The 24,048-nt window shown below is 36.7% G+C and carries 18 protein-coding genes; 11 read left to right on the forward strand and 7 right to left on the reverse strand.

Annotated features, from left to right (window positions below):
- Window positions 1–328: MerC domain-containing protein (locus ORQ98_RS19795; protein ID WP_274690552.1), on the reverse strand; the 328-nt coding region annotated here is incomplete at its 3' end.
- Between the two features lie 277 nt (window positions 329–605).
- On the opposite strand from ORQ98_RS19795, the gene ORQ98_RS19800 reads away from it, so the two are divergent.
- From ORQ98_RS19800 to ORQ98_RS19815, 4 genes are all read left to right on the forward strand, one after another.
- Entirely contained in the window at window positions 606–1,946 is a 1,341-nt protein-coding gene (locus ORQ98_RS19800; protein WP_274690553.1) for a vWA domain-containing protein, read from the forward strand.
- 116 nt (window positions 1,947–2,062) lie between these two features.
- Window positions 2,063–3,724: a sensor histidine kinase gene (locus ORQ98_RS19805; RefSeq protein ID WP_274690554.1), complete on the forward strand. Its 1,662-nt coding sequence runs from the start codon at window positions 2,063–2,065 to the stop codon at window positions 3,722–3,724.
- Window positions 3,725–3,743: 19 nt separating this feature from the next.
- Window positions 3,744–4,427: a response regulator transcription factor gene (locus tag ORQ98_RS19810; RefSeq protein ID WP_274690555.1), complete on the forward strand. Its 684-nt coding sequence runs from the start codon at window positions 3,744–3,746 to the stop codon at window positions 4,425–4,427.
- Window positions 4,428–4,894: 467 nt separating this feature from the next.
- Window positions 4,895–5,446: an HNH endonuclease gene (locus ORQ98_RS19815; protein WP_274690556.1), complete on the forward strand. Its 552-nt coding sequence runs from the start codon at window positions 4,895–4,897 to the stop codon at window positions 5,444–5,446.
- A gap of 81 nt (window positions 5,447–5,527) precedes the next feature.
- Here the strand turns inward: ORQ98_RS19815 and ORQ98_RS19820 are convergent, their stop codons facing one another.
- The gene (locus ORQ98_RS19820) at window positions 5,528–6,799 is read right to left on the reverse strand and encodes a V-type ATP synthase subunit I domain-containing protein (protein ID WP_274690557.1); all 1,272 of its coding nucleotides are present in this window, start codon (window positions 6,797–6,799) and stop codon (window positions 5,528–5,530) included.
- A gap of 644 nt (window positions 6,800–7,443) precedes the next feature.
- Here ORQ98_RS19820 and ORQ98_RS19825 point away from each other — a divergent pair.
- Entirely contained in the window at window positions 7,444–8,037 is a 594-nt protein-coding gene (locus tag ORQ98_RS19825) for a hypothetical protein (RefSeq protein ID WP_274690558.1), read from the forward strand.
- A gap of 266 nt (window positions 8,038–8,303) precedes the next feature.
- Window positions 8,304–11,105 (forward strand): methyl-accepting chemotaxis protein, encoded by a 2,802-nt coding sequence (locus tag ORQ98_RS19830; RefSeq protein ID WP_274690559.1) that lies wholly within the window; start codon window positions 8,304–8,306, stop codon window positions 11,103–11,105.
- 141 nt (window positions 11,106–11,246) lie between these two features.
- Here ORQ98_RS19830 and ORQ98_RS19835 read toward each other — a convergent pair whose 3' ends face one another.
- Complete coding sequence (locus ORQ98_RS19835) at window positions 11,247–12,740, reverse strand: aldehyde dehydrogenase (RefSeq protein ID WP_274690560.1); 1,494 nt, start codon at window positions 12,738–12,740, stop codon at window positions 11,247–11,249.
- A 232-nt stretch (window positions 12,741–12,972) separates the two neighbouring features.
- Here ORQ98_RS19835 and ORQ98_RS19840 point away from each other — a divergent pair, with 232 nt between their 5' ends.
- Window positions 12,973–14,856 (forward strand): methyl-accepting chemotaxis protein, encoded by a 1,884-nt coding sequence (locus ORQ98_RS19840; RefSeq protein ID WP_274690561.1) that lies wholly within the window; start codon window positions 12,973–12,975, stop codon window positions 14,854–14,856.
- A gap of 26 nt (window positions 14,857–14,882) precedes the next feature.
- On the opposite strand, the gene murI is transcribed toward ORQ98_RS19840, so the two are convergent.
- On the reverse strand, window positions 14,883–15,737 hold the full coding sequence (gene murI, locus ORQ98_RS19845; RefSeq protein WP_274690562.1) for a glutamate racemase: 855 nt from the start codon (window positions 15,735–15,737) through the stop codon (window positions 14,883–14,885).
- Window positions 15,738–15,793: 56 nt separating this feature from the next.
- Window positions 15,794–16,765 (reverse strand): hypothetical protein, encoded by a 972-nt coding sequence (locus ORQ98_RS19850; protein ID WP_274690563.1) that lies wholly within the window; start codon window positions 16,763–16,765, stop codon window positions 15,794–15,796.
- 180 nt (window positions 16,766–16,945) lie between these two features.
- Here ORQ98_RS19850 and ORQ98_RS19855 point away from each other — a divergent pair, with 180 nt between their 5' ends.
- Window positions 16,946–19,411: a cation:proton antiporter gene (locus tag ORQ98_RS19855; protein ID WP_274690564.1), complete on the forward strand. Its 2,466-nt coding sequence runs from the start codon at window positions 16,946–16,948 to the stop codon at window positions 19,409–19,411.
- Window positions 19,412–19,416: 5 nt separating this feature from the next.
- Here the strand turns inward: ORQ98_RS19855 and ORQ98_RS19860 are convergent, their stop codons facing one another.
- Window positions 19,417–19,899: a prolyl-tRNA synthetase associated domain-containing protein gene (locus ORQ98_RS19860; RefSeq protein WP_274690565.1), complete on the reverse strand. Its 483-nt coding sequence runs from the start codon at window positions 19,897–19,899 to the stop codon at window positions 19,417–19,419.
- 183 nt (window positions 19,900–20,082) lie between these two features.
- Between ORQ98_RS19860 and ORQ98_RS19865 the strand changes: the two genes are divergently transcribed.
- Window positions 20,083–20,769: a hypothetical protein gene (locus ORQ98_RS19865; RefSeq protein WP_274690566.1), complete on the forward strand. Its 687-nt coding sequence runs from the start codon at window positions 20,083–20,085 to the stop codon at window positions 20,767–20,769.
- Window positions 20,770–20,810: 41 nt separating this feature from the next.
- Here the strand turns inward: ORQ98_RS19865 and ORQ98_RS19870 are convergent, their stop codons facing one another.
- On the reverse strand, window positions 20,811–21,758 hold the full coding sequence (locus ORQ98_RS19870) for an OmpA family protein (protein WP_274690567.1): 948 nt from the start codon (window positions 21,756–21,758) through the stop codon (window positions 20,811–20,813).
- Window positions 21,759–22,032: 274 nt separating this feature from the next.
- Between ORQ98_RS19870 and ORQ98_RS19875 the strand changes: the two genes are divergently transcribed.
- Window positions 22,033–23,163 carry a hypothetical protein gene (locus ORQ98_RS19875; protein WP_274690568.1) on the forward strand — a complete coding sequence of 377 codons (1,131 nt, stop codon included), beginning with the start codon at window positions 22,033–22,035 and terminating at the stop codon, window positions 23,161–23,163.
- Window positions 23,164–23,194: 31 nt separating this feature from the next.
- The gene (locus ORQ98_RS19880; protein ID WP_274690569.1) at window positions 23,195–24,046 is read left to right on the forward strand and encodes a MotA/TolQ/ExbB proton channel family protein; all 852 of its coding nucleotides are present in this window, start codon (window positions 23,195–23,197) and stop codon (window positions 24,044–24,046) included.
- The last annotated feature ends 2 nt before the right edge of the window (window positions 24,047–24,048 follow it).

The raw sequence follows: 24,048 nt of genomic DNA on the forward strand, positions 1-24,048 counted from the left end.
AACAAATAAAAATCCAGCCCCATATTTCAACAGCAAGGCTTTTAAAAGCGGCTAAAAAATCACCTTGAAAGGGCTGGCCTAAAGCCCCTAAAAAAACATTACTCCAGCGTTTGTGCTTTCGGCACCCTATGGTTAAAGCAATTATGCTAATTGGCAAAACACCGATGAGTAGCAGTTGGTGAAATAGTTCATCTTCCAGTGAAACCACAGACAGTGCTGGTAATGTCACCATTGCAATGGGTAATAGCAGGCAATGCACCATGCAAACTATTGAAAGGCCCACCGCTGTTTTGTCTGCAATTGCTTGGACGTTTATTACTTTCTCCATGTTAAGTCTCGGTAAGCTGATTTTTGGTGAGGTTATAGTGGCTACGGGAAGTAGTGATTTATTGTTATGTTATAATATAACAATTTGTGTGTAAAGGGATGGCCTGATGAGGTGCTCTGGTTAGGTACTTGACTCTGCTACTCTTCTAAAAAGCTGTCGGTAAAGGCTTACGACAGCTTTTACAAACTTTTTACATATCACTTACTTTTGTCTGACCACAGCAAAGGCCTTAGCAATTACAGTGGAAGGTAACAGCCAAGCAATCAGGAGAGTAGCCATGAAAGTAAGTCGTTTTAAACAGCTAGCCATTGGTGTGGTCAGTAGTTTAATGTTGATAGCAACTGTAACAAATGCAAAAGTAAATCCAGTAAACCTTTCTGTAGATTTAGCTACACCTGTATTAGAGGCAGATAAAGCGCAAAAAGCATTTGTTAAGATTTCATTAACAGGTATTAAACAAAATCAAGAGCTAATTAAAAGAACCCCAACGAATATTGCAATTGTCTTGGATAAATCAGGCTCTATGCAGGGTAATAAAATTCGCCATGCCAGAGAAGCAGCAATTATGGCAATTAATCAACTAGGACCAGATGATATTGTTTCGGTGGTGACTTATGACACGACGGTGAGTGTAGTAGTTCCTGCAACTAAAGTAACCAACAAAGCGAATATTGCCGATATGATACGACAGATTCAGGCAAATGGATCAACAGCTTTGTTTGCCGGGGTGAGTAAAGGTGCGGATGAAATACGTAAATTTATTAGTGCTAATCGAGTCAACAGGGTCATTTTATTGTCTGATGGGTTGGCAAATGTGGGCCCTCAGTCTCCTTCTGAGTTAGGTCAGTTAGGGGCATCCTTAGCTAAGGAAGGTATCAGTGTTACTACAATAGGGTTAGGTTTAGGTTACAACGAAGACTTAATGACGCAATTAGCTGGCTTCAGTGATGGTAACCATGCATTTGTAGAAAATGCACAAGATTTGGCCAAAATTTTTCAGAGTGAATTTGGTGATGTGCTGTCAGTGATTGCCCAAGGGGTAAATATTGAAATTCATTGTGCAAATGGCGTGCGTCCTATTCGTATTCTTGGTCGAGAAGGTGAGGTAGTTGGTAATAAAGTAAGAACTCGGCTTAATCAGTTGTATAGTACTCAGGAAAAATACCTGATCTTAGAAGTAGAAGTGCCACCAGGAAAATCTGGTCAACAAAAAGACATTGCTTCAGTACAAGTCAGCTATAACAATATGCTGAATAAAAAACAGGAAGCATTATCAGGATTGGTTGTTGCAAACTTTTCAAAGTCTAAACAAGAAGTCACAAAATCAATTAATAAAGATGTCTATGAAGACTCTGTTGAGCAAGTAGCGAATGAAGCCGCTCAGGAAGCCATTAGACTTCGTGATGAGGGTAATATCCCTGCAGCAAAAGCCGCGCTTAAACAAAGTGCAGATTATCTAGCAAAAGAGTCAAAAGTAGTGAAATCAGAAAAGCTGAAAAAACAACAGGAAGAAGTGCTAGAAGATGCAGCTGCTCTGGAGTCAGAAGCTGACTGGAATAAGAACCGTAAACTGTTGAAAGAAAAGCAGTATAAGCGGGCAAAACAGCAGAGTTATTAGTTTAATTAAGTCCCTCATCCAAAGGAGGATGTTACAAAAGGTATTTTTAGTTCCCTCTCCCATTGGGAGAGGGAACTAAATTTGAAGTAGTGTTGCATTACTCTCAAAGGAGTGAAATGAAAAAACTCACCGCACAACAGAAAATAAAATTTGTATTGGCACTACTTATTTTACTTCCTATCTGTATTCTTGCCTGGCTCAGTTTTCAATTACAGAAAAACGAACGGATTGTCCAAGCTCACCAAGCACAAAATCTAATAGACTCAAGACTTAAAGCCGTTGAAAGGGAACTGACTGTATACTTTGAACAACTGGAAATTCAACTACGATCAGACTATCAAACACTGGCTAATATTCAGCAGTCAAAACTAACTCATCAAGTAAGAAATTATTTATACGATTCGCCATTAGTGCAAAATATTTTTATCTTAGCAGATTCAGATAATATAACTTTTCCTCCTGATGGGATGGCATCAAGTAAAGAACAAAGTTTTATTAATCAGACGAAACCAATATGGAGTAACTCTGAATTATTCCAAAATTTAGTAAGTCAGGATGAAATGACAAAAGTACAAGTTGCCAGCGAAAGTGATGCTAAATTGGAAGCATTTGTCAGCCCTGTTAGTCAGAAGAAAGTAGTAGCCAGTTTTGCTCCTGATATATTATCCAGTGGTTGGGTTAGTTGGTATTCTGGTAGTCATAATCGTTTATTGTACTGGGTAAAGGACTCAACTAACCGTGTGATTGGTTTTGACCTGAACCGTATGCGCATGTTGTCTGACTTGATTAACCGGTTACCCGATGCAACCTACGAGAATAATGGGTTACACCAGTCTTCTATTAGATTATTAAATGATAAATCAAATACTTTGTATCAATGGGGCAGTTATAGTATTGATGAAGGTAAGCAAGCATTACGAACCCGTTATTTGTCACCACCACTGGCGAATTGGAAAATAGCTTATTTCTCTAATAAATCCACACTAGCTAAACTAAGTTGGGTTGGTAGCTTAGCAGGTTTGTTGGCTTTTGCTATCGCTCTTATTGGTTTGGGTATTTACTTTTACCGTGAACAGCAACGTGAAATGTTTCAAGCCCAACAGCGAGTGAGTTTTGTTAATCAAGTCTCTCACGAATTAAAAACACCTCTTACTAATATACGAATGTATGCAGAGCTATTAACTGACCAGCTGTATGAAGAAGATCAACAACATAATAAGTATTTAAAAGTGATTACAGGGGAAAGCTTGCGACTTTCGCGCTTAATTGAAAATGTACTTAATTTCTCACGAGCACAACGAAATGCCATTAAGATAAATAAAGCCCCTGGAGTGGTTGATGAGTGTGTTAAAAATACCATATTAGCTTTTGAGGCCACCTTACATAATAAAGGAATGCAATTTGAAGTTAGTTATACTGCAGATAAAACTGTATACTTTGATAAGGGAATAATAGAGCAAATACTAAATAATTTATTTAGCAATGCCGAAAAGTATGCTCATGAAGGGAAAAAAATCAGTGTGGCTACACAGCTAGAGAGTGATCAGTGTAAAATTACTGTACAAGATTACGGCCCTGGAATTCCTGATTTTGCATATAATAAAATTTTTGAACCATTCTATAGAGTAAGCTCAAAACTAACCGATGGTATTAGTGGCACAGGCATTGGATTGACTATTGCTCAGCAGTTAGCCAAGCTTCATGGAGGAGAGCTTAAACTTATAGAATCTAAAGTTGGTGCTTGCTTTGTGTTAAGTATCGATATATCCCCGGTCTAAAATTCGGTGGAGTAACCAAATGAAAGTATTAATAGCAGAAGACGATACCTTTATTCGGGAAGGATTAAATGACTTGCTTAGCAATGAAGGCTATCATTGTATCCTTGCAGAAAACGGTCAACAAGCCTGGCAGTATTTTCAGTTGGAACAGCCGGATTTAATTCTATTAGATATCATGATGCCAGAAAAAGATGGTTATAGTCTATGCAGAGAAATTAGACAGATTAATCAAGACGTCCCCGTGATATTTATTACAGCAAAATCGGAAGAAATTGATCAGGTGTTGGGCCTGGAGTTAGGGGCTGATGATTATATTATGAAGCCATTTGGTACCCGAGAGGTTGTAGCAAGGATTAGAGCAGTAACCCGACGATATTTGCGAGCACATATAAAAACACAACAGGAGAAATCATTTACTATCGCTGATTTAGAAGTTTTCCCAGATGAATTGAGAGCACAAAGGGGAGAACAAGTAATTGACCTGAGTTTACGGGATATCAAAATCCTAAGCTTATTGTATACAGAAAAAGGTAAGGTGGTTGATCGAGATACCCTGTTTAATCATTGTTGGGGGCGTGGTTATATTGCATCAAGCCGTACCCTTGACCAGCATATATCAAAGTTGCGCAAGGCGATAGAAGTGGATCCTAGAAACCCTGTAGTGGTCAAAACCGTTCATGGGGTTGGATATCGAGTAGAGTAAAAAGCGTGTCATAAAGGCTTGACATTATTATTGACAGTATTAAGATACCTAAAACATTGATTGACTTATTTCAAACTGAGATGCAAAGCGAAATGCAACAGATAACATTAAACAACTCATATTTACCCAGCACGCGCTGCCTAACAATAGGCGACAGCAAGGGTAGCTATGAGCTATCACTGGAACTAAACCAGTAATTGCGTCTCTAACTTTAGGAGGCGCCCAAGCCTTCTAAGGTCATACCTAAAAGTAACAAGCCAGTCTTAGAGCACTTTTAGAATAAAACCCGGAAGGCTAACAAACTCCGGGTTTTTTTATGCCTGAATGAAAGCAAAAGCTAAGCTTTCAATAAGGTAGATGTGTCTGTACCCTTAAATATATTGCGGAATAAAATGAAATTAATTATCCACTATAAATCCATTCCATTCTATTGGTGAAGATAATTGAAGTACTTGTGAGTAGTGACAATGAAGATATTACGTTTAAATAAATCAGGCTTGCCAATATCCTGGTTATCAAAAAATGAAGCAGCTACCTTATATGTGAAACAACAAGTGTTATGGTCTTTAGGTGAAAAAAGCTTTAATCTGAAAGGTGGTCTCAACCAAAATGGGTCTCGCTCAGAATTAACTTTAGCACCTATAATTGCTTGTGATGGTAACTATAAAAAGAAAAGCTTTACACCTGCACTAAGTAATTCATTTTTATTTAGACGTGATGAATTTCATTGCATGTACTGTGGAGAAATCTTCTCAGATCGTGAGTTAACTCGCGATCATATTATCCCTCGTGTACAAGGCGGTGCTGATGTTTGGACAAATGTAGTCGCTGCTTGTCAGCGTTGCAATGGATACAAAGGAGGGCGTACACCAGAAGAAGCAGGTATGCAGTTGTTGGCTATTCCATTTGAACCAAATATATTTGAGTTTATGTATTTGGCAAACCGTAATATCTTAGGCGACCAAATGGACTATTTAAGTGCAAGGTTTACAGGGCAACGAAGTTGGATTGCTGCGTAATCTAGTCAAGGGCTTTGATATTTTGAAAGTTCTTTGGAATTATTGTTCGCGAGCAAAAATAAACTTTATTATTAGTGCTCGTTAACTAACTTTCTTGATATCAGAGCTTTGATTTTGATGCTGCTTAAGTAGTTTAATATACATCTCTTCAAGCTCTTCATACGAATGATTTAACATTTTAAGCTTGCTAATAGCTGATTCATATGCTTGTTTATAGTCCGATGATTTAAGAGAATGAATTGTTTTATTCTTTTCCTTTATTTGTTGCTGAAGAGTTACTTTCTCATTTTCTAAGGCATTAATCTTTTTGGTTAGCTTTGTTATATCTTCAAAAAATTCATGCAGCATTTTCTTTTCTTCGATATCCTCAATATCTATTCCTTCGTGCTCTTTTTTCTTAAGCCGATCATTTTTTGCATTTATTTCTGATATTGATATTTCATATTTTTTAATGTCTTCTTCTAAAGCTAATATCTTCTCATTTGATGCTTTTATTATTGCGGAGAAATTTTGTAATATTTCATTATTAATATCGCTGTCATCAATTTTTATGTTTTCTTTAGCATTGAGCTCGTTAATGATTGCTTCATAAGAACTCTTTAAGTCTTCAAGGTGTTTTATCTTGTCTTGATATGACTTGATGTCTTTACTGTATTTTTTCTCTAACTTTACAGCATAACTTTCATTAATTTTTTTTATGTCGAAATTGCTATTTGCTGATAGTAGTTTGTCAATCAGTATTTTATATCTTTCATGCAAAAAGTGATGAAAATTATTTTTTTCTAGTTTTCTTTTTAATCCGGCGCTTTCTATTTTAATTAACTCTTTTCTGAAAGTTAAAAAGTTTTGTAATGTAAGATCTGTAATAGAACAGTTGGTTAGGCTGACTTTCCCATGATAGGTCTGTTGTTCATTTAATAGCTGTAATTGATTACTTAAATAAGTAATATAATCGACTTGCTTACTTTCTATTATACTGATTACCTCTCTATGTAATCTTTGTATCAAAGAGTGATACTCGGTTTGTATAGAGTAAATTTTCTCATTACTTATAGAATGCTGAACAAGTTCCAACTCAGCATGGATGAGTGATCTTCTAAGAAACAAAATATGTCGTTTTGATATTTTTTGGCTTAAAAAGTCTTTAGTATTTAATTCACCATTAAGACTAATTTCATCAGAAGTTTCATCTAAAATCTGTTTTAGATATTTCTCAATTGTATGAAATTTATGTGAAAGAAAGTCTTTGTTATTTTTGTTGATTTTATTAAGTTGTTTTAATGCGAGTGCTATAAATATTGTTATAACAAGTGAATAATTTGCTAGTAAAATAAATAAAAGTTTATCTTGCATGCAATATAGTACCAATATTAAACTAAATTATACATGTATAACTATATGAGTTTATTATAGAATTAGTCTATAACTGTCTGTATTGTTAATAAAAAATGACATTAATATACTATCGCTGAAGTAGTACATGGCAATACTATAATTATAGGACTGCTTTTATATATATTACAGGATAGTTAGTGTGTTTCAATAATTATTGTCTATTTTAAAATTTTAGTTAATTAAAGGTTGAGTGTGCTGTTATATAAAATATTGTAATTTATAAATAATAAAGTAAAAGTTGATATTGCCTTGTTGAAGTAGAATAATTGATCTTGAGGAGACTTAATATAAAGCTCCTTGATAATGTTGTAGTATACTAGAAGTAGTGTCAGGAAGATTAGTAGTAAAAAGCTCAAGCGTAGTATACTTTTATAGAAAATAGTCGAGCACTAAGGCTAAGCAATTCAAATACATCAAAACATGTTTATATTATGTGGTTTTTTTCAGTATAAAATTGTATGGAAGCAATCAATGTCTGAATACTAAGGAAGGTCTATAGAGGTTAATACATACTTAACGCAAGTAAATAAGTTAGGTTAAGTAAGTAGGTTAAAGGAAATTAATATAACTAACATAACAAAAGTGTTAAATGGAGTTCATTTATGATGAATGATGCGGTAGTAACGTATATAGACCTCAGCTCAATTATAAAAAAATATCAGAATGCTGCCGTTTTGAAAGCTGTAAAGCAAGTTTTTCAACATAATGTTTCTAAAGAGTTAAATATTTATTGTTATAATTTAAAAGGTGCTATTGTTAGAGTTAGACCTCTTCATCATGAATATAATGAAGATGACATTAAGCTATTAGTATTACACGAGTTGCTTGCATTAGAGCATATACAGGGGCTTTTGTTTAGTTTTGGTGATATGCTCCATAGTAGTACTGCTTACGGGGAATTTAGGATTGCTAACAATTCAATGTCAGGCGCTGCCATTGAAAGTAGTGTTAAGCTAATCGCGAAGCAAAAGTTCAACTCAAGAATTTTACTAAGTAGTGAAATAGTGAACCTGATTAAAGCAGAGACACAGGATTTTGAAATTAGAAAAATAGCTAAGCATATCAAAGGAATGTTAATAAGAAGTGAGTCAGGGCTATACTGTTTAGATCAATTTAAAATATTCGAATCTAAAATTGGTATTGAGTTTAGTAATGATACTCAAGAAGAAGATAGTGTAGTGCAAGAAGCTGTATAAATTATCAATAGTTTTTGCTTAAATTTATAATTAATTACTAGTGGTGCTATCACCACTAATCTATTTTTTAGTATACTTTTTCAGAAATAATAATTTATTTTTAATCAACTATTTAAGTTGGTCTTTTGTCTTATTAGGCGCAAATTAATACAGCGTTTCTTACCTTTTTATAATATATAAATATCTTTAAATTATACCTTACTTTGTGCATGGACCACTAGGTAATGGTTAGCTAACCTTGTTAATAGTCAAGGAGGATAGCTGCTATGCTAGGTAAGGTAAAAATATTTCAGTGGGTGAGAGACTTAAAGATAGCTTTTAAGTTGGTTATATATTCTATAATTTTACTTATTCCAACTTTAATATTATTGAAGTTTTTCATTGATGCAGAGAATGCTAGAATTGATTTCACTGAAAGAGAACTTATTGGTAAAGACTACTTAATTAATATTTATCCTTTAAAAATGCACTTGGCTAGACATCGTGGATTGACAAATGCATATTTTAGTGGTAATAAAAACTTAAGATCACAAATCCACGTTACACGAAATGATATAGCTAACGCTTTTGATACATTAGTTCAACTTGATACTAAATATGGTTCGATAATATCAATTAATCAGAAGTTATCAACATTAAAAAGTGAGTGGGAAAGCTTAAAACTTACTGCTTTTGATCTAGAAGCTGCTTTGGCTTTTAATGAGCATAGTCGATTAATAAAGCAAATTCAAAGCCTGATACTTGATGTAAGTACTCAATCTAAGTTGTTATTAGATCCTTCAATTGATAATAACTATTTGCTTAATATTGCTGTGAATAGCTTGCCTGTTTTAATAGATGAACTGGGTCAGCTTAGGGGGATGGCAGCAGGTATAGTAACTAATAATGCCTTAACGCTAGAACAAAAAATTAGATTAAAAATGCTTATAGGGAATATTAAATCGAGAGTTAATAGAAGTAAACTGATGTTCGCAATAGTATACAACAATACTAACGATGAGCTTCTTAAGAGAAATTTAAATAATCCTGAAAAAGAAATGGTTTTTGCAGTAAATGATTTTCTGCAAAAAATTGATGGGAATATACTAAATTCAGAAGCCATTAAGACTCGCAGTGATGTAACTGGTGAAGAAATTTTTGCTAAAGGCTCATCAGTAATTGCGGTAGCGAAGCAACTCTTAGAAGAAATAAATTCAAATACCTCTAGATTACTTTCATTAAGACTAGAAGAGCTTAAAGCAGAAAGAGTAGAAAAGTTATTAATTATTTTTGCATTAGTGGCTGTAGCATTAGTGTTTGCATGGTGGTTAAATAGCGTTATTAATCATGGCCTTAATCTTGTACTGACTATTTTTGATGATATTAGAGTGGGTAATTATGATGAGAGAGATATTGAGTCCATACAGTCTAAAGATGAAGTGGGTACAGTAATAACTAAATTAGTAGATTTGCAGAAAAAATTGAGAGAAAACATTGAAACGTTACATATTCAAATGAACGAAACAACTCGAGTAAAACAAGCGCTTGACTGTGTTAATTCTAATGTGATGATTGCAAATAATGATTTCGAAATAGTTTATGTAAATAATTCCTTAGAAAGGTTGATGAAAAACCTAGAGGTTTATTTCAAAAAGGAAATCAGTGGCTTTGATGCTAATAAAATATTAGGTAGCTGTATTGACATATTTCATAAAAATCCTGCTTATCAACGCAAACTAATTAAAGAGCTAAAAACTACTTTTAAAAATGAGTTTGTAGTTAGTGGACGTACAATTCGCATTTATGCTAACCCTGTATTTAATGAAGCTGGTGAGCGGCTGGGTACTATAGTGGAGATGAAAGATCGCACTCAGGAGGTGGCCATTGAGCAAGAAATAGATAGTGTTGTCATGGCTGCAGTTAATGGGGATTTGACTAAGCGTATTGAAGAAACAGATAAACAAGGCTTCTTTAAAGTATTGAGTGTAGGGCTCAATAAACTAGTTAGTATTGCGGAACAAGTGGTTAATGATACCGCTAGAATATTAGATGCCTTGGCTAATGGGAATTTAACTGAGAAAATTGATCAGGAGTATCAAGGTGCATTTGCCAAATTAAAAAGAGATGCTAATGCTACTGTTGAACGTCTTACTGAAATAATTGGTGAGATTGTGGTTGCCAGTGAGGCAGTTGCTTCAGGTGCCCAACAGATAGCACAAGGTAGCGAGGATTTAAGTTCACGTACCGAAGAACAGGCTTCTTCTTTAGAGGAAACTGCCGCTAGTATGGAGGAAATGACCGGCACTGTAAAAAGTAATACTGAAAATGCGCGTGAAGCCAACCAAATGTCTATAGTGGCTAAAAATAAAGCCCAAAGTGGCGGTGAAGTGGTTAATCAGGCAGTGTTTGCGATGGAAGATATTAATACCGCTAGCAAAAAAATTGAAGATATTGTTGGAGTAATTGATGAAATTGCTTTTCAAACTAATCTGTTGGCACTTAATAGTGCAGTTGAAGCTGCTAGGGCAGGTGAATATGGCAGAGGCTTTGCGGTCGTAGCTGCAGAAGTACGTAACCTGGCTCAGCGTTCTGCAACATCTGCGCAGGAAATCAAAAGCCTTATTCGTGATAGTGTGCTTAAGGTTAACGATGGTACAGCGCTGGTGAAGAAGTCCGGTGATACTTTAACTGAGATAATTGAGGCGATTGATAAAGTCAGTAAAATGGTTGATCAAATCACTTGCAGTGCTCAGGAGCAAGAGTCTGGCATTAATGAAGTCAATTCTGCTATTGCACAAATGGATGAAATGACTCAACAAAATGCCGCTTTGGTGGAACAGTCTTCTGCAGCGAGTATGAGCATGAAAGATCATGCAGAAAAAATGAATAGGTTAATGAGATTTTTTAATTTAGATGTTAATTCACATATGCTTGAACAGAGTGATATCAGTTATGTGCATTCAACTGGAGCAGAAAATATACCAGCTAATCATTATAAAAAATCCACTAAGCAGCATGTAATGTCTAAAAAGTACCCACCAATAACTCGATCCCATAGTGAAGATGATGGCGAATGGGATGAATTTTAAATCAAGCTACTTTTTGTAAAAGGCTATAAAAGGTAATAGCGGCTCAATTCTGACTCCCCCTTAAAAAAGGGGGAGGTGTCCATCTAATTCCTCTTTTGCCATGGCTTCTTTGTGGGAGAAGCTTAGGATGAGGGGATAAAACTATAATTTGATCCAAGTAGCTTTAATTTCTGTATACTTATCGAAAGCATGGAGAGATTTATCGCGGCCGTTGCCTGACTGCTTAAAACCACCAAAAGGAGCAGTCATATCTCCACCGTCGTACTGATTAATCCAAACTGATCCTGCCCGTAATGCTTTAGCTACCCGATGGGCTTTACTGATATCTTTGGTCCATACTGCTGCTGCTAGTCCATATTGGCTATCATTAGCAATGCAGATTGCTTCTTCAGCAGAGCTAAAACCAATACTAGATAATACTGGGCCAAAAATTTCTTCTTGAGCGATACGCATGCTATTTGATACGTTGCCAAAAATAGTGGGCTCTACAAATAAACCACCACTGTCTTGTAAACACTGACTACCACCGACGACTAATTGAGCCCCTTCTTTCTTGCCTAGTTGGATGTAGTTTAAAATAGTTTGTAGTTGGGTTTGATCAACAATAGCTCCTATTTGTGTTTCTGGGTTTAGTGGGTGGCCTGGCTGCCAATTTGATAATTCTTGTTGCACTAATTCAAGAAACTTGCTTTGAATGCTGCTTTCTACTAACAGCCGAGAACCGGCTGTGCAAACTTCACCCTGGTTAAAGCAAATGGCCGCAGCCGCAGCCTTGGCTGCAATGGATAAATCAGGAGCATCAGCAAAAACAATATTGGGGCTTTTACCACCTGCTTCTATCCATACTCGCTTCATATTAGACTGGCCTGCATACACCAATAGTTGTTTACCTGTACGACTAGAGCCCGTAAACGCTAAGGTATCAATATCAGGATGAAGAGCTATGGGCTTTCCTGTATCTTCACCCAGCCCAGGTAGTACACTAAATACACCAGCAGGAATGCCAGCTTGGTGGGCTAATTCTGCCAATTTTAATGCGGTTAGTGGCGATTTTTCCGATGGTTTTAAAATAACACTATTGCCGGTTGCTAATGCAGGCGCGACCTTCCAACAAGCCATTACCAACGGAAAGTTCCAAGGGACAATAGCGCCTACTACCCCAACAGGCTCTCTAGTGATTAAGCCTATTGTATTTGCAGGAGTGGGTGCAATTTCTCCATATACTTTATCAATGGCTTCTGCATGCCACTGAAAACACTGAACCGCTGCAGGTATATCAATTGTTAGGCTGTCGTTAATGGGTTTTCCCATATCTAGGGTTTCTAATAAAGCAAGCTCTTCCTGGTGCTGATTAATTAACTTAGCCAGTTTGAGTAGTATTTTTTTACGTTTGGTGGGGGGTAATCCAGACCATACTTGTTGGTTAAAGGCATCTCTTGCTGCAGTAACGGCTATATCTACATCGGCCTGGGTGCAATTGGTTACCTCGGTGAGCACTTGGCCATCAATTGGGCTTATGCAGTTAAAATGACCTCCTTCTTGTGCTGTTTGCCATTGTCCATTAATAAAAGCTTGGGAAGGAAAAGTGAGTTGTTTAACACGAGCTTCCCAGTCCTGTTGGGTTATTTTTTTCATAGCGATCTTCTATACCATCTCCTAAGGTGGCCGCATTATAACAAAAAAGCAGGCAGTTATTTCATACAGTTTCCTTACAGCATTTCTGTTTTATTAAGCTACTCTTAAAAATGATTTCTGCACAAGTTGTCTAGATAGGCTGTGGATACTGTTTGAGTTATAGCGATATGGCTTAAAAAGTACTACAGGTTCTAGTTTGGTGATGTTTGAACAGTGAGTAAACAGGCCACCTATGAAATTTACCCACAAAATACTCGTTGCTGCTTCAGCCGTAATGGTAGTCGCATTTGCTGGATTTAGCGGCTCTCAATATGTATTGATAAAAAACCAAACCAAGTCAGACTTGGTGAATGACTTGGGCCAATTGGTTGGGTTAACCGCCAATAGTATTTCAGACTGGATGAATAACAAACTGCAAATAGTCGACTCAGTGGCGAAAAGGTTAGATAAACCTGCTGATGATCAGACACTTAGGGCCATAGTAGACCAGGCAGGTTGGTCGAGTGAGTTTGATTCAGTTTATGTAGGTATGGAGCAAGATGGTAAGTTTGTTGATAACAATGATAAGCCTAGTGCTGCAGATTACGATCCACGTAAACGGCCATGGTATCAACTGGCCAAAGAAAAAAAGGTTAATACATTTACTGAGCCTTATGTAGATGCTAACTCACAAGAATTATTCATTACAGCGGTGAGCAATGTAACACAACAAGGTAGTTTTATTGGTGTTTCAGCAGGCGATATTCCCTTAAAAAGTATTTCAGACATGATTAATAAGGAAGACTTTGGTGGTTTGGGCTATGCCTTTCTGGCCACTAGAGAAGGAAAAATTATTATACACCCAAAAGCTGAGTGGGTAGAAAAAAATATAGTGGACTTATATGGTGGGGATACCATTGATATTAAAAATAAAGATTTACAGCAGGTAACCGTAGAAGGCATGGATGCCCTAACCATGCTTGTTCCAATCTCAGGTATTAAAACGGTGGATTGGTATATTGGTTTAGTAGTAGATCGAGATAAAGCATTTGAAACCATTAATCAATTTATGCAGTCAGCTGTTTTTTTTATAATTTTTGGTATCGTGTTAATTGTGCTGCTGCTGAACTTTATGATGAAAGTGGTATTAAAGCCATTGGACGATATTTCTATTGCAATGGGTGATGTTGCAGCAGGAGAAGGGGATTTAACCAAACGACTGAAAGTCAGTTCAAAAGACGAGCTAGGTCAACTTGCTGAAAACTTTAATTTATTTATTGGCAGAATTCACGAGTCAATAAAAAATGTTGCTCAAGCCAGTGGAGCATTGGGTGAGTTGTTTCAGCAGGTATTATCATGGACTGAAACCAGCATGAATAAGTCTGATGAACAGGCACACCGAACCACTAGTATTGCAACTGCAATTAATCAACTGGGTGCTGCTGCACATGAAATCGCACAAAATGCTGCATCTGCATCTGACAGAGCCTCTGAGGCCAAGAATACAACAATAGAAGGCAAAACGGTGATGAGCCAGTCTATTGAAATTATTAATCAGTTGTCGAGTAATATAACCAGTTCAAGTGACCACATTCAAAATCTAAGTGCTAATACTGAAAACATTGGCAAGATATTAGAAGTTATAAAAGGTATTAGCGAACAAACTAATTTACTTGCTTTAAATGCGGCAATTGAAGCGGCCAGGGCAGGCGAGGCTGGGCGTGGTTTTGCAGTAGTGGCTGATGAAGTAAGAGGGTTAGCTCACCGTACGCAAGAATCTGCCCAAGAAATCCATAGCATGATTGAAGGGTTGCAAAGTGGTGCCCATACCGCTGTAGAAACCATGAATAAAAGCCAGGAGTATAGTAAACAAAGTGTGGATGTGGTGAATGAAGCTGGCAATATGTTGAATGAAGTCAGTGCAGTGATTGGTGAAATAGATGGTATGAACCAATCTGTTGCCACTGCAACAGAAGAGCAAACCTCAGTTGTGGGTACATTAGATCAGGAAATAACCCATATTAACCACTTAAACCAGGATTCGGTAGAGTGTTTGCAGCAAACTTTACAAGCTTGTAAAGAGGTAGGTAGGCAATCAACAGAGCTGCAGCAACTAGTAGGTAGTTTTAAAATTTAGCAGCTCAGGTTGTTTTCGAGAGCTTATTAAACAGGCAGGTTTAAATAGTCAATTTCTTCAATCCCAAACTGCTTTAATGCTGGGATTAACCGACTTATTTGCTGATTAGCTTCTGTAAATAAAGCTGTGTGGCCAGTAGCTTGGCTTTGGTGATTTTCAGAGTTAAGAGAATAATTAATAGCATCATTGCCTGTTAGCAATAACGAGGCAACACGGTTGGCAATCGCTATACCTGAATCTACCCAACTTATACCGGGTGCAAGCTGCTCTAACTCCTGTTTTAGTAAAGGAAAGTGAGTGCAACCAAGTACTACCTGGTCAGGTCGATGTGATGAAAGGCTTTGTGTTTGATGAGTCTCAGTTTGCAATATTAGCGGCTGGATAACAGCTTTTAGCTGGGTGAGACAAATCTGCTCACCACGTAATTTTTGTTCCGCCAGCTCAACCAGCTCAGTGGAGCCTATTTTGACTATCTGACAATGACTGGCGAAATCTTGAATCAACTGGTTCGTATAGTGGCGAGTAACTGTGCCAGGAGTGGCAAGTAATCCTATACAGCCGGTTTTTGTTTCCTGGGCTGCTGTTTTAATGGCTGGTACCACACCAACAATAGGGATCTCAAAGCAGTCACGTAAACTAGGTAGGACAATAGTACTGGCAGTGTTACAAGCAATGATAATAATATCCAGGATGCAACGCTGGCTAATGGTACTTACACACTCAACCACCCGTTGTTGCAACCAGTCAGCATCCTTAGTGCCATAGGGAAAAGCTGCATTATCACTGGCATAGACCACAGAAAGTTGTGGTAACCGCTGTGATACTGCTTGCAAGATGCTTAAGCCACCTACCCCGGAATCAAAAATTAGTGCTGTTGCCATTACTTAACGCTATATTCAAATGAAAGGGGGCTATTTTACTGAGCTTTGTTATTAAATTACAGAGCGTAAGTTTCAAAAAGGAAGGCTGATATTGCCAGACAGATAGCAAGAATAAAAACTGTTAACAGGCCTTCCGTTGTTGGTTCGTCTTTTTCAGTAGTGGTCTCATTTTCGCTTTTAACTACTTGAGGCTCCATCACTTTGGCTGATGATAATGGAACCACATTATTGGCTTTTGCGGTGATATTGAGTTTATGTGGCGTACAGTTCAAAAGCAGGTGAGAGAAGTGTGCGTTAATCGCTTCTTCAGAGATATCTGCAACCAGCTCATTAATGGCATCGGGAATTGTGACAGCATGTTCTGGTGTTAGCAGTAGATCATGTTTGAAAAGTACGATGGTATTCTGGCTGGTGTCATCAACATACAGTTCAGCTCCTGTGGCTGGTAACCATTCAGGAGCTGCACCTTTGTAATCTTCAAAGAGTTTGAATACCAGTTGATTATGCTGATTACCGAGTACTACACCAGTATGCTGTTCGTCTACTAATTGCAAACAAGCATAATAGGGAAATTGTTTATCAGTAAGTAGTTGATAGTCTGGGGGAAAACTAACTTGTCGAGAATATTCATTAATTCGAGATGAAAATAAAAAATCAAATGAAAAGTAGCTAAAACCCAGGCAATGCCAAACAGAGCCTGGAACACAAAAGCTACGGGCAAGTGCTCTTAGCTCATAATTAAATATCTCATCTGCTATTTCTGGGTATTGGTGAAAAAAATTAAAAACAGCTTTTGATTCAATTATGTATCTTGTTGTTTTAACTTGTGGGTTATGTATATTTTCAAAATGAAGATAAGGTAGGTCCATTCCTTCATTGGCTGGCCAGGCACCTTCAGTCGTTATGCGAAAATCAGCTTTGGTCAGTTTACTGTTTAAAAAAAGTAAACAAATATCATTAATCGTACTAATTAATTGATATTTGTCTTCTATAGTAAATTTATCTGCGGGTGCTGAATAATTCATCATAAGTTAACTTAATAAAATACTTAAGATATTTCACTTAATATGCTAATTACTTTTTAATCTAGCAAGTAGTTAATTGCTTAAGCCTAATCATAGCTAAATTAAGAAGATACCTTAGCTAATATAGCTATAGATATAACAATAGTACTGAATTCTAGTGCTTACTACTTTTAAGATGTGCCCATGCAGTATGACACAGGTATCTCTGTATTAGTTTTTATTATTATTGCTTTGCTAATAGGCGCAGCTCTACGGAATATTATTAAAGGCACGCAGATGCCTTACTCTGTTTGTTTGCTTGTTATTGGTTTGGGACTTGGCCTTATTCAGCGGACTGGCTTTTTTGCCGAGTATAGCCCGTTATTGGACGGAACACTTAAGTTAGTAGCAGAAGTTGACCCTCATTTAATTCTATTTTTATTTTTACCTACTTTAATTTTTGAGAGTGCTTTTTCTCTTGAGGTTCATCTATTTAGAAGAATTTTTGCACAAATTGCATTATTAGCTGTACCCGGTTTAATTGTAGCTACAACCCTTACTGCAGCTCTTGCTAAATGGACTTTTCCATGGGAATGGAGCTGGGCATTGTGTTTAATGTTTGGCGCAATGATCAGTGCTACTGATCCAGTCGCAGTAGTAGCCATGTTAAAAGATGTTAGTTCGCGAAAACGCTTGGAAACCTTAATTGAAGGTGAATCATTATTGAATGATGGTACAGCCATTGTTTTTTTCTCATTATTTTATGGCTGGGTGATATCTGCTGGTGGACAAGAGAGCGATAACATACTGGGTGTAGCTGGTGATTTTATCTGGGTGGTTAGTATAGGGTTAATTTTGGGAATTTTAGCCGGCTTTTTAGTTATGGCTTGGATTGGTCGAGTGTTTAATGACCCAATGATAGAAATCACCCTGTCTATTGCTACAGCATATTTAGTCTATTTTGCAGCAGAACAAATGCATGTCTCGGGTATTGTTGCTGTTGTTACGTTAGCACTTATGTTTGCGGGCATTGGCCGAACCAGAATATCTCCAGAGGTAGCAGAGTTTCTTCACAACTTTTGGGAGATGATGGCTCATATTGCTAATACATTAATCTTTTTATTAGTCGGGGTATTAATTGCAGCGAGAGTTCATTTAGATGACATTAATGCCTGGGTAGCATTAGTCATTTTATATGTGGGTATTCAGCTAATTCGTGCACTTGCCGTTACTATATTTATGCCATTGCTGAAACGAATAGGTATAGGAATCACCCGAGAAAAAGCCATTGTATTAGTGTGGGGGGGATTAAGAGGAGCTGTATCACTGGCATTAGCGTTAATTATTGCTCAGGATGACATAATACCAAGAGATATAAGAGACCAAATATTATTTCTTTGTGCAGGCATTGTAGTGTTCACTATTTTAATTAATGGTGCCAGTATGAGCTGGGTATTAAAAAAACTGAAACTAGACCGGTTGCCGCCTGCTAAACAAGCTACTGTTGACAAAGCTCAGGCTAAAATTAATGAAGAATTGACTACCATGTTGCCTGCATTAGTGGAAAATGAATTTTTAAAAGGGGCTGATTGGGATGGAGTGAAACATACTACAGGTTTATTAAAGCCAACTGAAATAAAAGAACCAGAAAAAGAGTCAGAAGGCATTAGTGATGCAGACTTATCCGTAGCCTTCAGAAGACGGTTACTTGAAACTGAACGTCGCCATTATTGGCATCAGTTTGAGCAGGGTACATTAGGCAAGCAGTCAACCAATAAATTAGTCGAAGCAGTAGAACACGCCTTAGATGGTGAGCCGGTTATTGCTCCTAGGGAGTCGCTATATAAAGTATGGGACACACCTCCTCTATTGCATATGTTGCGCAATGTTAAGGGGTTAAAGAAACTAGCCCTTAGAGTTAGTTTTTCTCGGCTGGCATTAGGTTATGAAATAGCCAGAGGATTTATTCAAGCGCAAGATACCCTGGAGACTCATATTAGCAGCTTGGCTCCTGATGAGGCAGAGGCTGCAAAAGTTAATGCACTTGTACAAGAAAATAAAAAGAAAACACTTGAGTATATTCAGCAGCTAAGAGAAACTTTTCCAGAAATTGTTCATACTTTGGAAACCCACTCTGCTATTCGTTTATTATTAAATCGTGAACGAGCAGTTATTCGTGAACAACTTAAAAAGGCAGTTTTAGATTCTCCAGAAGCAAAACGGATGATAAAGCATGTAGAAACAAGGATGAAAACCCTGCAAAAAATGTCAAGCTTTTCTGCTCCATTTACGCCAGACCAATTGCTAGGACAGTTATCTTGGTGTAAAAATTTATCGGAAGGCACTCGCAATAGTCTAAATAATGCAATGGAGCATGGTCTTTATAGCAGCGGAGAGTGGATTTTAAAGCAAGGAAAGCCTTTTGCTGCGTTAGGCATTATTGCCCGTGGTTCAGTACAAGTACAAGAAGAGCATAAAGGTAAGAAATATAAAAAAGTATTAGGTCCGGGAGAGCATGTTACAGCATTATCACTGTTAACTGGTGTGAGTCCTGGCGATTATAGAGCAATGACTTTAGTTGATATTTTATGGTTACGAGCAGAGCGATTAAAACCATTGATGGCTCACGATGAAGAGTTAGCAGAGGCAATAAGTAAACTATTAAGCTAATGGTGTTATTCAGGTATTGATATTAGTTGGAGCTCATGACCAGTTGCTCGGATAAATTTCTCTATGGCATGCATAGATATTACCAACGTTGAAGTGTTAATCAGTGGGTGGCATTGCATGGTAGAGCAAGCCCAAACGTCTTTGTCTATTAGCAGCTCTACAGATTGGTTTTGATCATTTATTAAGCTCAACAACGAAACCGCGCCAGGCTCAATACCTAAATATTGATTTAATCTTTCGGCAGAAGCAAAACTTAACTTAGTAACATTTAATTGAGCAGCCAGCTTATCTAAAGCGACGGTTTTATGATCATTTACGATTATCAGAAAATGCCGCTTGCCTTTGCGATCACGTAAAAATAAATTTTTAGTTTTATCTCCTGGAATATGTGAAGCTAAAATATTAGCATCTTCACATGTATATAATGGTGGGTGTTGATACTGCTCAAAGCTGATGTTGTGAGTTGATAAAAAATCGTAAAGTTTCATTAACGTTTCTAAAATATAAGAAATCTGATCGTTTATTGAGCTTATGGCTTAAACAAACTTGTGATGCCTCAGGCTATCATCTTATTATTAGTAGTGTATACGACATAATGCAGACAGCTGGTCGGCGAAGTATTATTGTACTGTCGATGAATGACTATTGTACAGTACCAAAAGGAATTGGATATGAGTGATGATATTGTAAGCACAGAAAGTGCGGGGCCTACGAGATGGGAGCAAGCTAAAGCTTGGGTAATTGGGCTAACAGGGGTTTTGCTGGTATTTCCTGCACTTATTAACTCTGCTGTTGATATCTATAAAGCTATTTTGAATGTCCCTAGCACTGAAGCAGAAGCGATTAATACCCAATTGTTTAAAGCCCATTTTCAAGAATTGCCTTTGACAGTTGTTCCTGTCTCTATTAAGACTGATTCTGGCACTGTTGTTATGCAAATGTCTATATACGAGAATGGCGACATATATGCAGAATATGGGTTTCATTCCCAATGGTTTCCTATGCCAGTTAATAAGCAGGCTATTGCATTTAACTCGTTACCATTGTTGTTCTCTTCAGCTTATGCTGAAAACAGGCCACATGAGTTGAATCAACCAATAACTGACAATGCTTTCATTCAACAGGATATCATCCATAATAACCAAATTAAGCGAAGTCGTTATTATAACAATGGGCAGTTAGAAACATTTTCGATAGATATTCAAACAGGTGAGATCAAAAACAAGCAATCTCGAGAAGTGGAAAAAGTGCCTCAAACTGGCACTACTCCTTCGGTGCCAGTAAAAAAACGTCCAAAATTTCAACCCATGGAAGTAGACTTGGTCAATTTGAAGAAACAGAAAAATAATAGTCAGTAGAGTGAGCCTCATAGTAGAGGGTGTTCAAAACGTATATTTTATTACTGTAAAACTAACTCTACTCGACGATTTATTTTTCGGCTTTTTTCATGAAAATTACTAGCCAAAGGTGCTAATGGTCCAACACCGTGAGCTTGTAGTTGATGGTTACTGCTTGAAAACTGGTTAACTAAAGTGTTTACAACAGTTTCAGCGCGTCGTTGGGAAAGCGATATATTGTAATCAAGTGAGCCAGTTGTATCAGTATGACCAACTACATAAAATTTTTGATTGGGAGTTTGCTTCAATAATAAAGCAATATTTTGCAGAGTTGGAGTTGATTCTGGCTTTAGTGTTGCCTTATTGAGGTCGAAATATAAGCTATATAACGTCACTTTACCATTGCGTTCTAACTCTTCTTTTAAGTAATCAAGGTTTACTTCTACCATGCCAGTTTGTAAAGGTGCTTGTTCTAGTACATCCACTTGGGCTACCAGCTGTTTAGTTGAACGTCTTACGATATATAATGCTAAATAAATATCTCCATCAGATTGAGATAATTTTGCCGCTAAAAAACGTTGAGAAGTATTTTTACCTGCTAGTCGAGAACCTCGACTTAATACTTGATTAGACCAGTCATAACTTGAGCCGCATGTCGTGCTATTACATTCAAAAATAACTTTAAAGTTGTTAGACAATAACTCATTTTGGTAGTTTTTAAACACTTCTAAACTTGAGCGGTTATGAGGTAACGTGTATGTAATTCTAGTAATTTTACCTTCTAATGAAAGACTCTCTTGAACTTTATATTTCTGTTTCGTTAATTTACTAATAGGTAGAATGTAGTTGTCGTAGGCAATTTGCTTGTAAGCACTAATTGTTGAACCTTGATATCGAGTAACTAACGGGTGATCTTTGCTGTTAGGAATATCATTGCCAAAAACGTTAGTACTTATTATGAACCAATATAATAAGCTAAAGTACTTACAAGATGATATAGAATATGACATCTGATTTCCCTATACTTAATAGTTATTAAACTATTTATAGCAATAAGCTAATGAAGTTAAATTGTTCGATGGTTGGGTCTAAAAAAATAGCCTTAATTTTGAGTATATACTGTTTTATTTTTTCTTCTTGTTACTCTATCTGTCGTTTTTATATCATTTAACTTTTATTACTAAATACGCAACTGGTGGTCTTAATATTTGGAGACTGCTTCTGTGTTCTACTTCACAGCAAATAGTGTTGCAGTATAGCATTATACACCACCAAATAAGCGGTATGACGGTAAATGATCCATTGACAGAAATCTCTTCAAAAAAATCTAATCTTCTTGTTTCACAAAAGCATGAAGTAGATCTATCAAGAGCTATTTACTCCACAAGTTTATCGTCAGCGTCCATAGATGATGAAACGCAGTTGTTTTATATCACTATTGACAAAGTTCTATATCAACACCCTGTAGAAGTCATCGAAAAAGTATTGCGTGCTAATGGATTTTCCTTAAACCTGGAAAATATACTGGCATGCATGGATGATTTTAAAATTGGCACTTCGGTACAGCTGGACGATGAGTTTGCTGATCCTGATGAACCATTAAGTTTCATTCACTGTATTCAATTTAGGTTGCCTCAGAAAACATCAGTAGGGCCTACTCTTAGTAAATTTTATGAAGAAATTGAGTCTTATGAATCAATTATTGCCGACTTAAAAGGTAGTCAGGCAAATAAAGATTCTGTTGGAAAAAGAGAAGCAGAAAGTAAAAAAAGAATTCAGGAACTTGAGGCTGAAAACAGATCGTTGAAGATGCAGCTACGTTTGATGCAAAGTCAGCTAGAAAGTGCTGTAAAATCTGTAGAAAAAGCCAATGAGACGTTAGAAAGTCAAAACTATCTGCCTTCAAATGTATTTCGGGCAACAGTACGTGAAATTAATATTGAAGACCGAATGGTTATTGTCAAGTCAGGAAAAACCACAATAAATATACCATTGTTTATGTGTGATATTTTGCCTGAAGCTGGCGATCATTGTTTGGTGCATGTAGAACAAGGTAATACACTAGGTTGTTTCTTTTTTAATAAGGAGAGAAAACACTTGCAGCCACAGTTGGCTAAGGTAATCCTAGTGAAAAACAGTATATGTAAGATTCGCGATGAAAATAGAAATACATGGTTAATTAAAGCAAAAAACTCAGTTGAGTATAATTTTTTTAGAACGTTAAAAAATAATGACCACCTATTGATCTATCTATTGAAGGGTAAACCACTAAGGTTTGAATCTCTATTGCGCCCTGAAATTAAGCCGCATACTGATAGCGTTCAGGAAACCATACAAAAGTTTCAAATAGCAAAACTGGAAAAGGTAAAACCAATGAATGAGCAAAGCAATCAAGTGGATGGTGAACGTAAATGAGTAGTGACAGTTAATAGACGGTGAAGGCTAGATGGAAGGACTTAACTTAAAAAAGTATTTACACACCACAAGTAAAAAATTTGACCCTTTTGCTTTAATTATTGGTTTGGGTGGATTTGCTGCTGTGGGCTATGCCCTAGGCCTGAAAGAAGATATTAATACTTTTTTAGACCTAAGGTCTTTACTGATTGTAATTTGCGGTACTTTTGCTAGTATTTTATTTCAATTTGACTTCAGGTCTTGTGCATCTAGTCTAAAGTTGGTGCTTAGTTCTTTTTTTGGTACACCGGGAAGAAAAATTACCAATACACTTATTGAACTTGATCGAACAATTATAGCAAATGGTAAATTAACTGAGCTGCGTGAGGGTGAAAGCATCAATGGAGAGCTTTTAAATGACATTATATATATGCATAAACAAGGGCTCTTTTTTGAAGAGATCGATGAGTTTGTTACTTCAAGAATTCGAGATCAAATTTTAAAACGCAAAGTTTCTGTTGATATTCTTCGCAGGGCAGCCATTATTGCTCCTGCACTAGGCCTTTTTGGAACCGTTATTGGTTTGATAGGTGTGTTAAGGTCTCTTAATGATCCAAGCGAGATAGGCCCATCAATGTCATTAGCATTAATGACGACAGCTTATGGGGCTGGCTTAGGTTCTATTGTATTTACCCCACTATCTGGACGACTAGAGCATCATAATAGTATTTATTTAGCTGCACATGAACAGCTTTTAAATAAAATTGGTATTTTAATTAAGCGCGAAGAAAATAGTATTGACGCTCAATTTTTAGCGAATACAGGGCCAAACGAAGACGCAGAATATCAATCAGAGTTTGAATCACATGATGAAGTTTACTCTGAAGAGAGTGATCCTAAATGAGA

It is taken from the genome of Spartinivicinus poritis, assembly GCF_028858535.1.
In the GTDB taxonomy this organism is placed as follows: Bacteria; Pseudomonadota; Gammaproteobacteria; order Pseudomonadales; family Zooshikellaceae; genus Spartinivicinus; species Spartinivicinus poritis.

Bases quoted from the DNA above. Each gene is read 5' to 3' on its own strand.
- ORQ98_RS19800 (WP_274690553.1), top strand. From the start codon at position 606: ATGAAAGTAAGTCGTTTTAAACAGCTAGCCATTGGTGTGGTCAGTAGT.
- ORQ98_RS19805 (WP_274690554.1), top strand. From the start codon at position 2,063: ATGAAAAAACTCACCGCACAACAGAAAATAAAATTTGTATTGGCACTA.
- ORQ98_RS19810 (WP_274690555.1), top strand. From the start codon at position 3,744: ATGAAAGTATTAATAGCAGAAGACGATACCTTTATTCGGGAAGGATTA.
- ORQ98_RS19815 (WP_274690556.1), top strand. From the start codon at position 4,895: ATGAAGATATTACGTTTAAATAAATCAGGCTTGCCAATATCCTGGTTA.
- ORQ98_RS19820 (WP_274690557.1), bottom strand. From the start codon at position 6,799: ATGCAAGATAAACTTTTATTTATTTTACTAGCAAATTATTCACTTGTT.
- ORQ98_RS19825 (WP_274690558.1), top strand. From the start codon at position 7,444: ATGATGAATGATGCGGTAGTAACGTATATAGACCTCAGCTCAATTATA.
- ORQ98_RS19830 (WP_274690559.1), top strand. From the start codon at position 8,304: ATGCTAGGTAAGGTAAAAATATTTCAGTGGGTGAGAGACTTAAAGATA.
- ORQ98_RS19835 (WP_274690560.1), bottom strand. From the start codon at position 12,740: ATGAAAAAAATAACCCAACAGGACTGGGAAGCTCGTGTTAAACAACTC.
- ORQ98_RS19840 (WP_274690561.1), top strand. From the start codon at position 12,973: ATGAAATTTACCCACAAAATACTCGTTGCTGCTTCAGCCGTAATGGTA.
- murI (WP_274690562.1), bottom strand. From the start codon at position 15,737: ATGGCAACAGCACTAATTTTTGATTCCGGGGTAGGTGGCTTAAGCATC.
- ORQ98_RS19850 (WP_274690563.1), bottom strand. From the start codon at position 16,765: ATGATGAATTATTCAGCACCCGCAGATAAATTTACTATAGAAGACAAA.
- ORQ98_RS19855 (WP_274690564.1), top strand. From the start codon at position 16,946: ATGCAGTATGACACAGGTATCTCTGTATTAGTTTTTATTATTATTGCT.
- ORQ98_RS19860 (WP_274690565.1), bottom strand. From the start codon at position 19,899: ATGAAACTTTACGATTTTTTATCAACTCACAACATCAGCTTTGAGCAG.
- ORQ98_RS19865 (WP_274690566.1), top strand. From the start codon at position 20,083: ATGAGTGATGATATTGTAAGCACAGAAAGTGCGGGGCCTACGAGATGG.
- ORQ98_RS19870 (WP_274690567.1), bottom strand. From the start codon at position 21,758: ATGTCATATTCTATATCATCTTGTAAGTACTTTAGCTTATTATATTGG.
- ORQ98_RS19875 (WP_274690568.1), top strand. From the start codon at position 22,033: ATGACGGTAAATGATCCATTGACAGAAATCTCTTCAAAAAAATCTAAT.
- ORQ98_RS19880 (WP_274690569.1), top strand. From the start codon at position 23,195: ATGGAAGGACTTAACTTAAAAAAGTATTTACACACCACAAGTAAAAAA.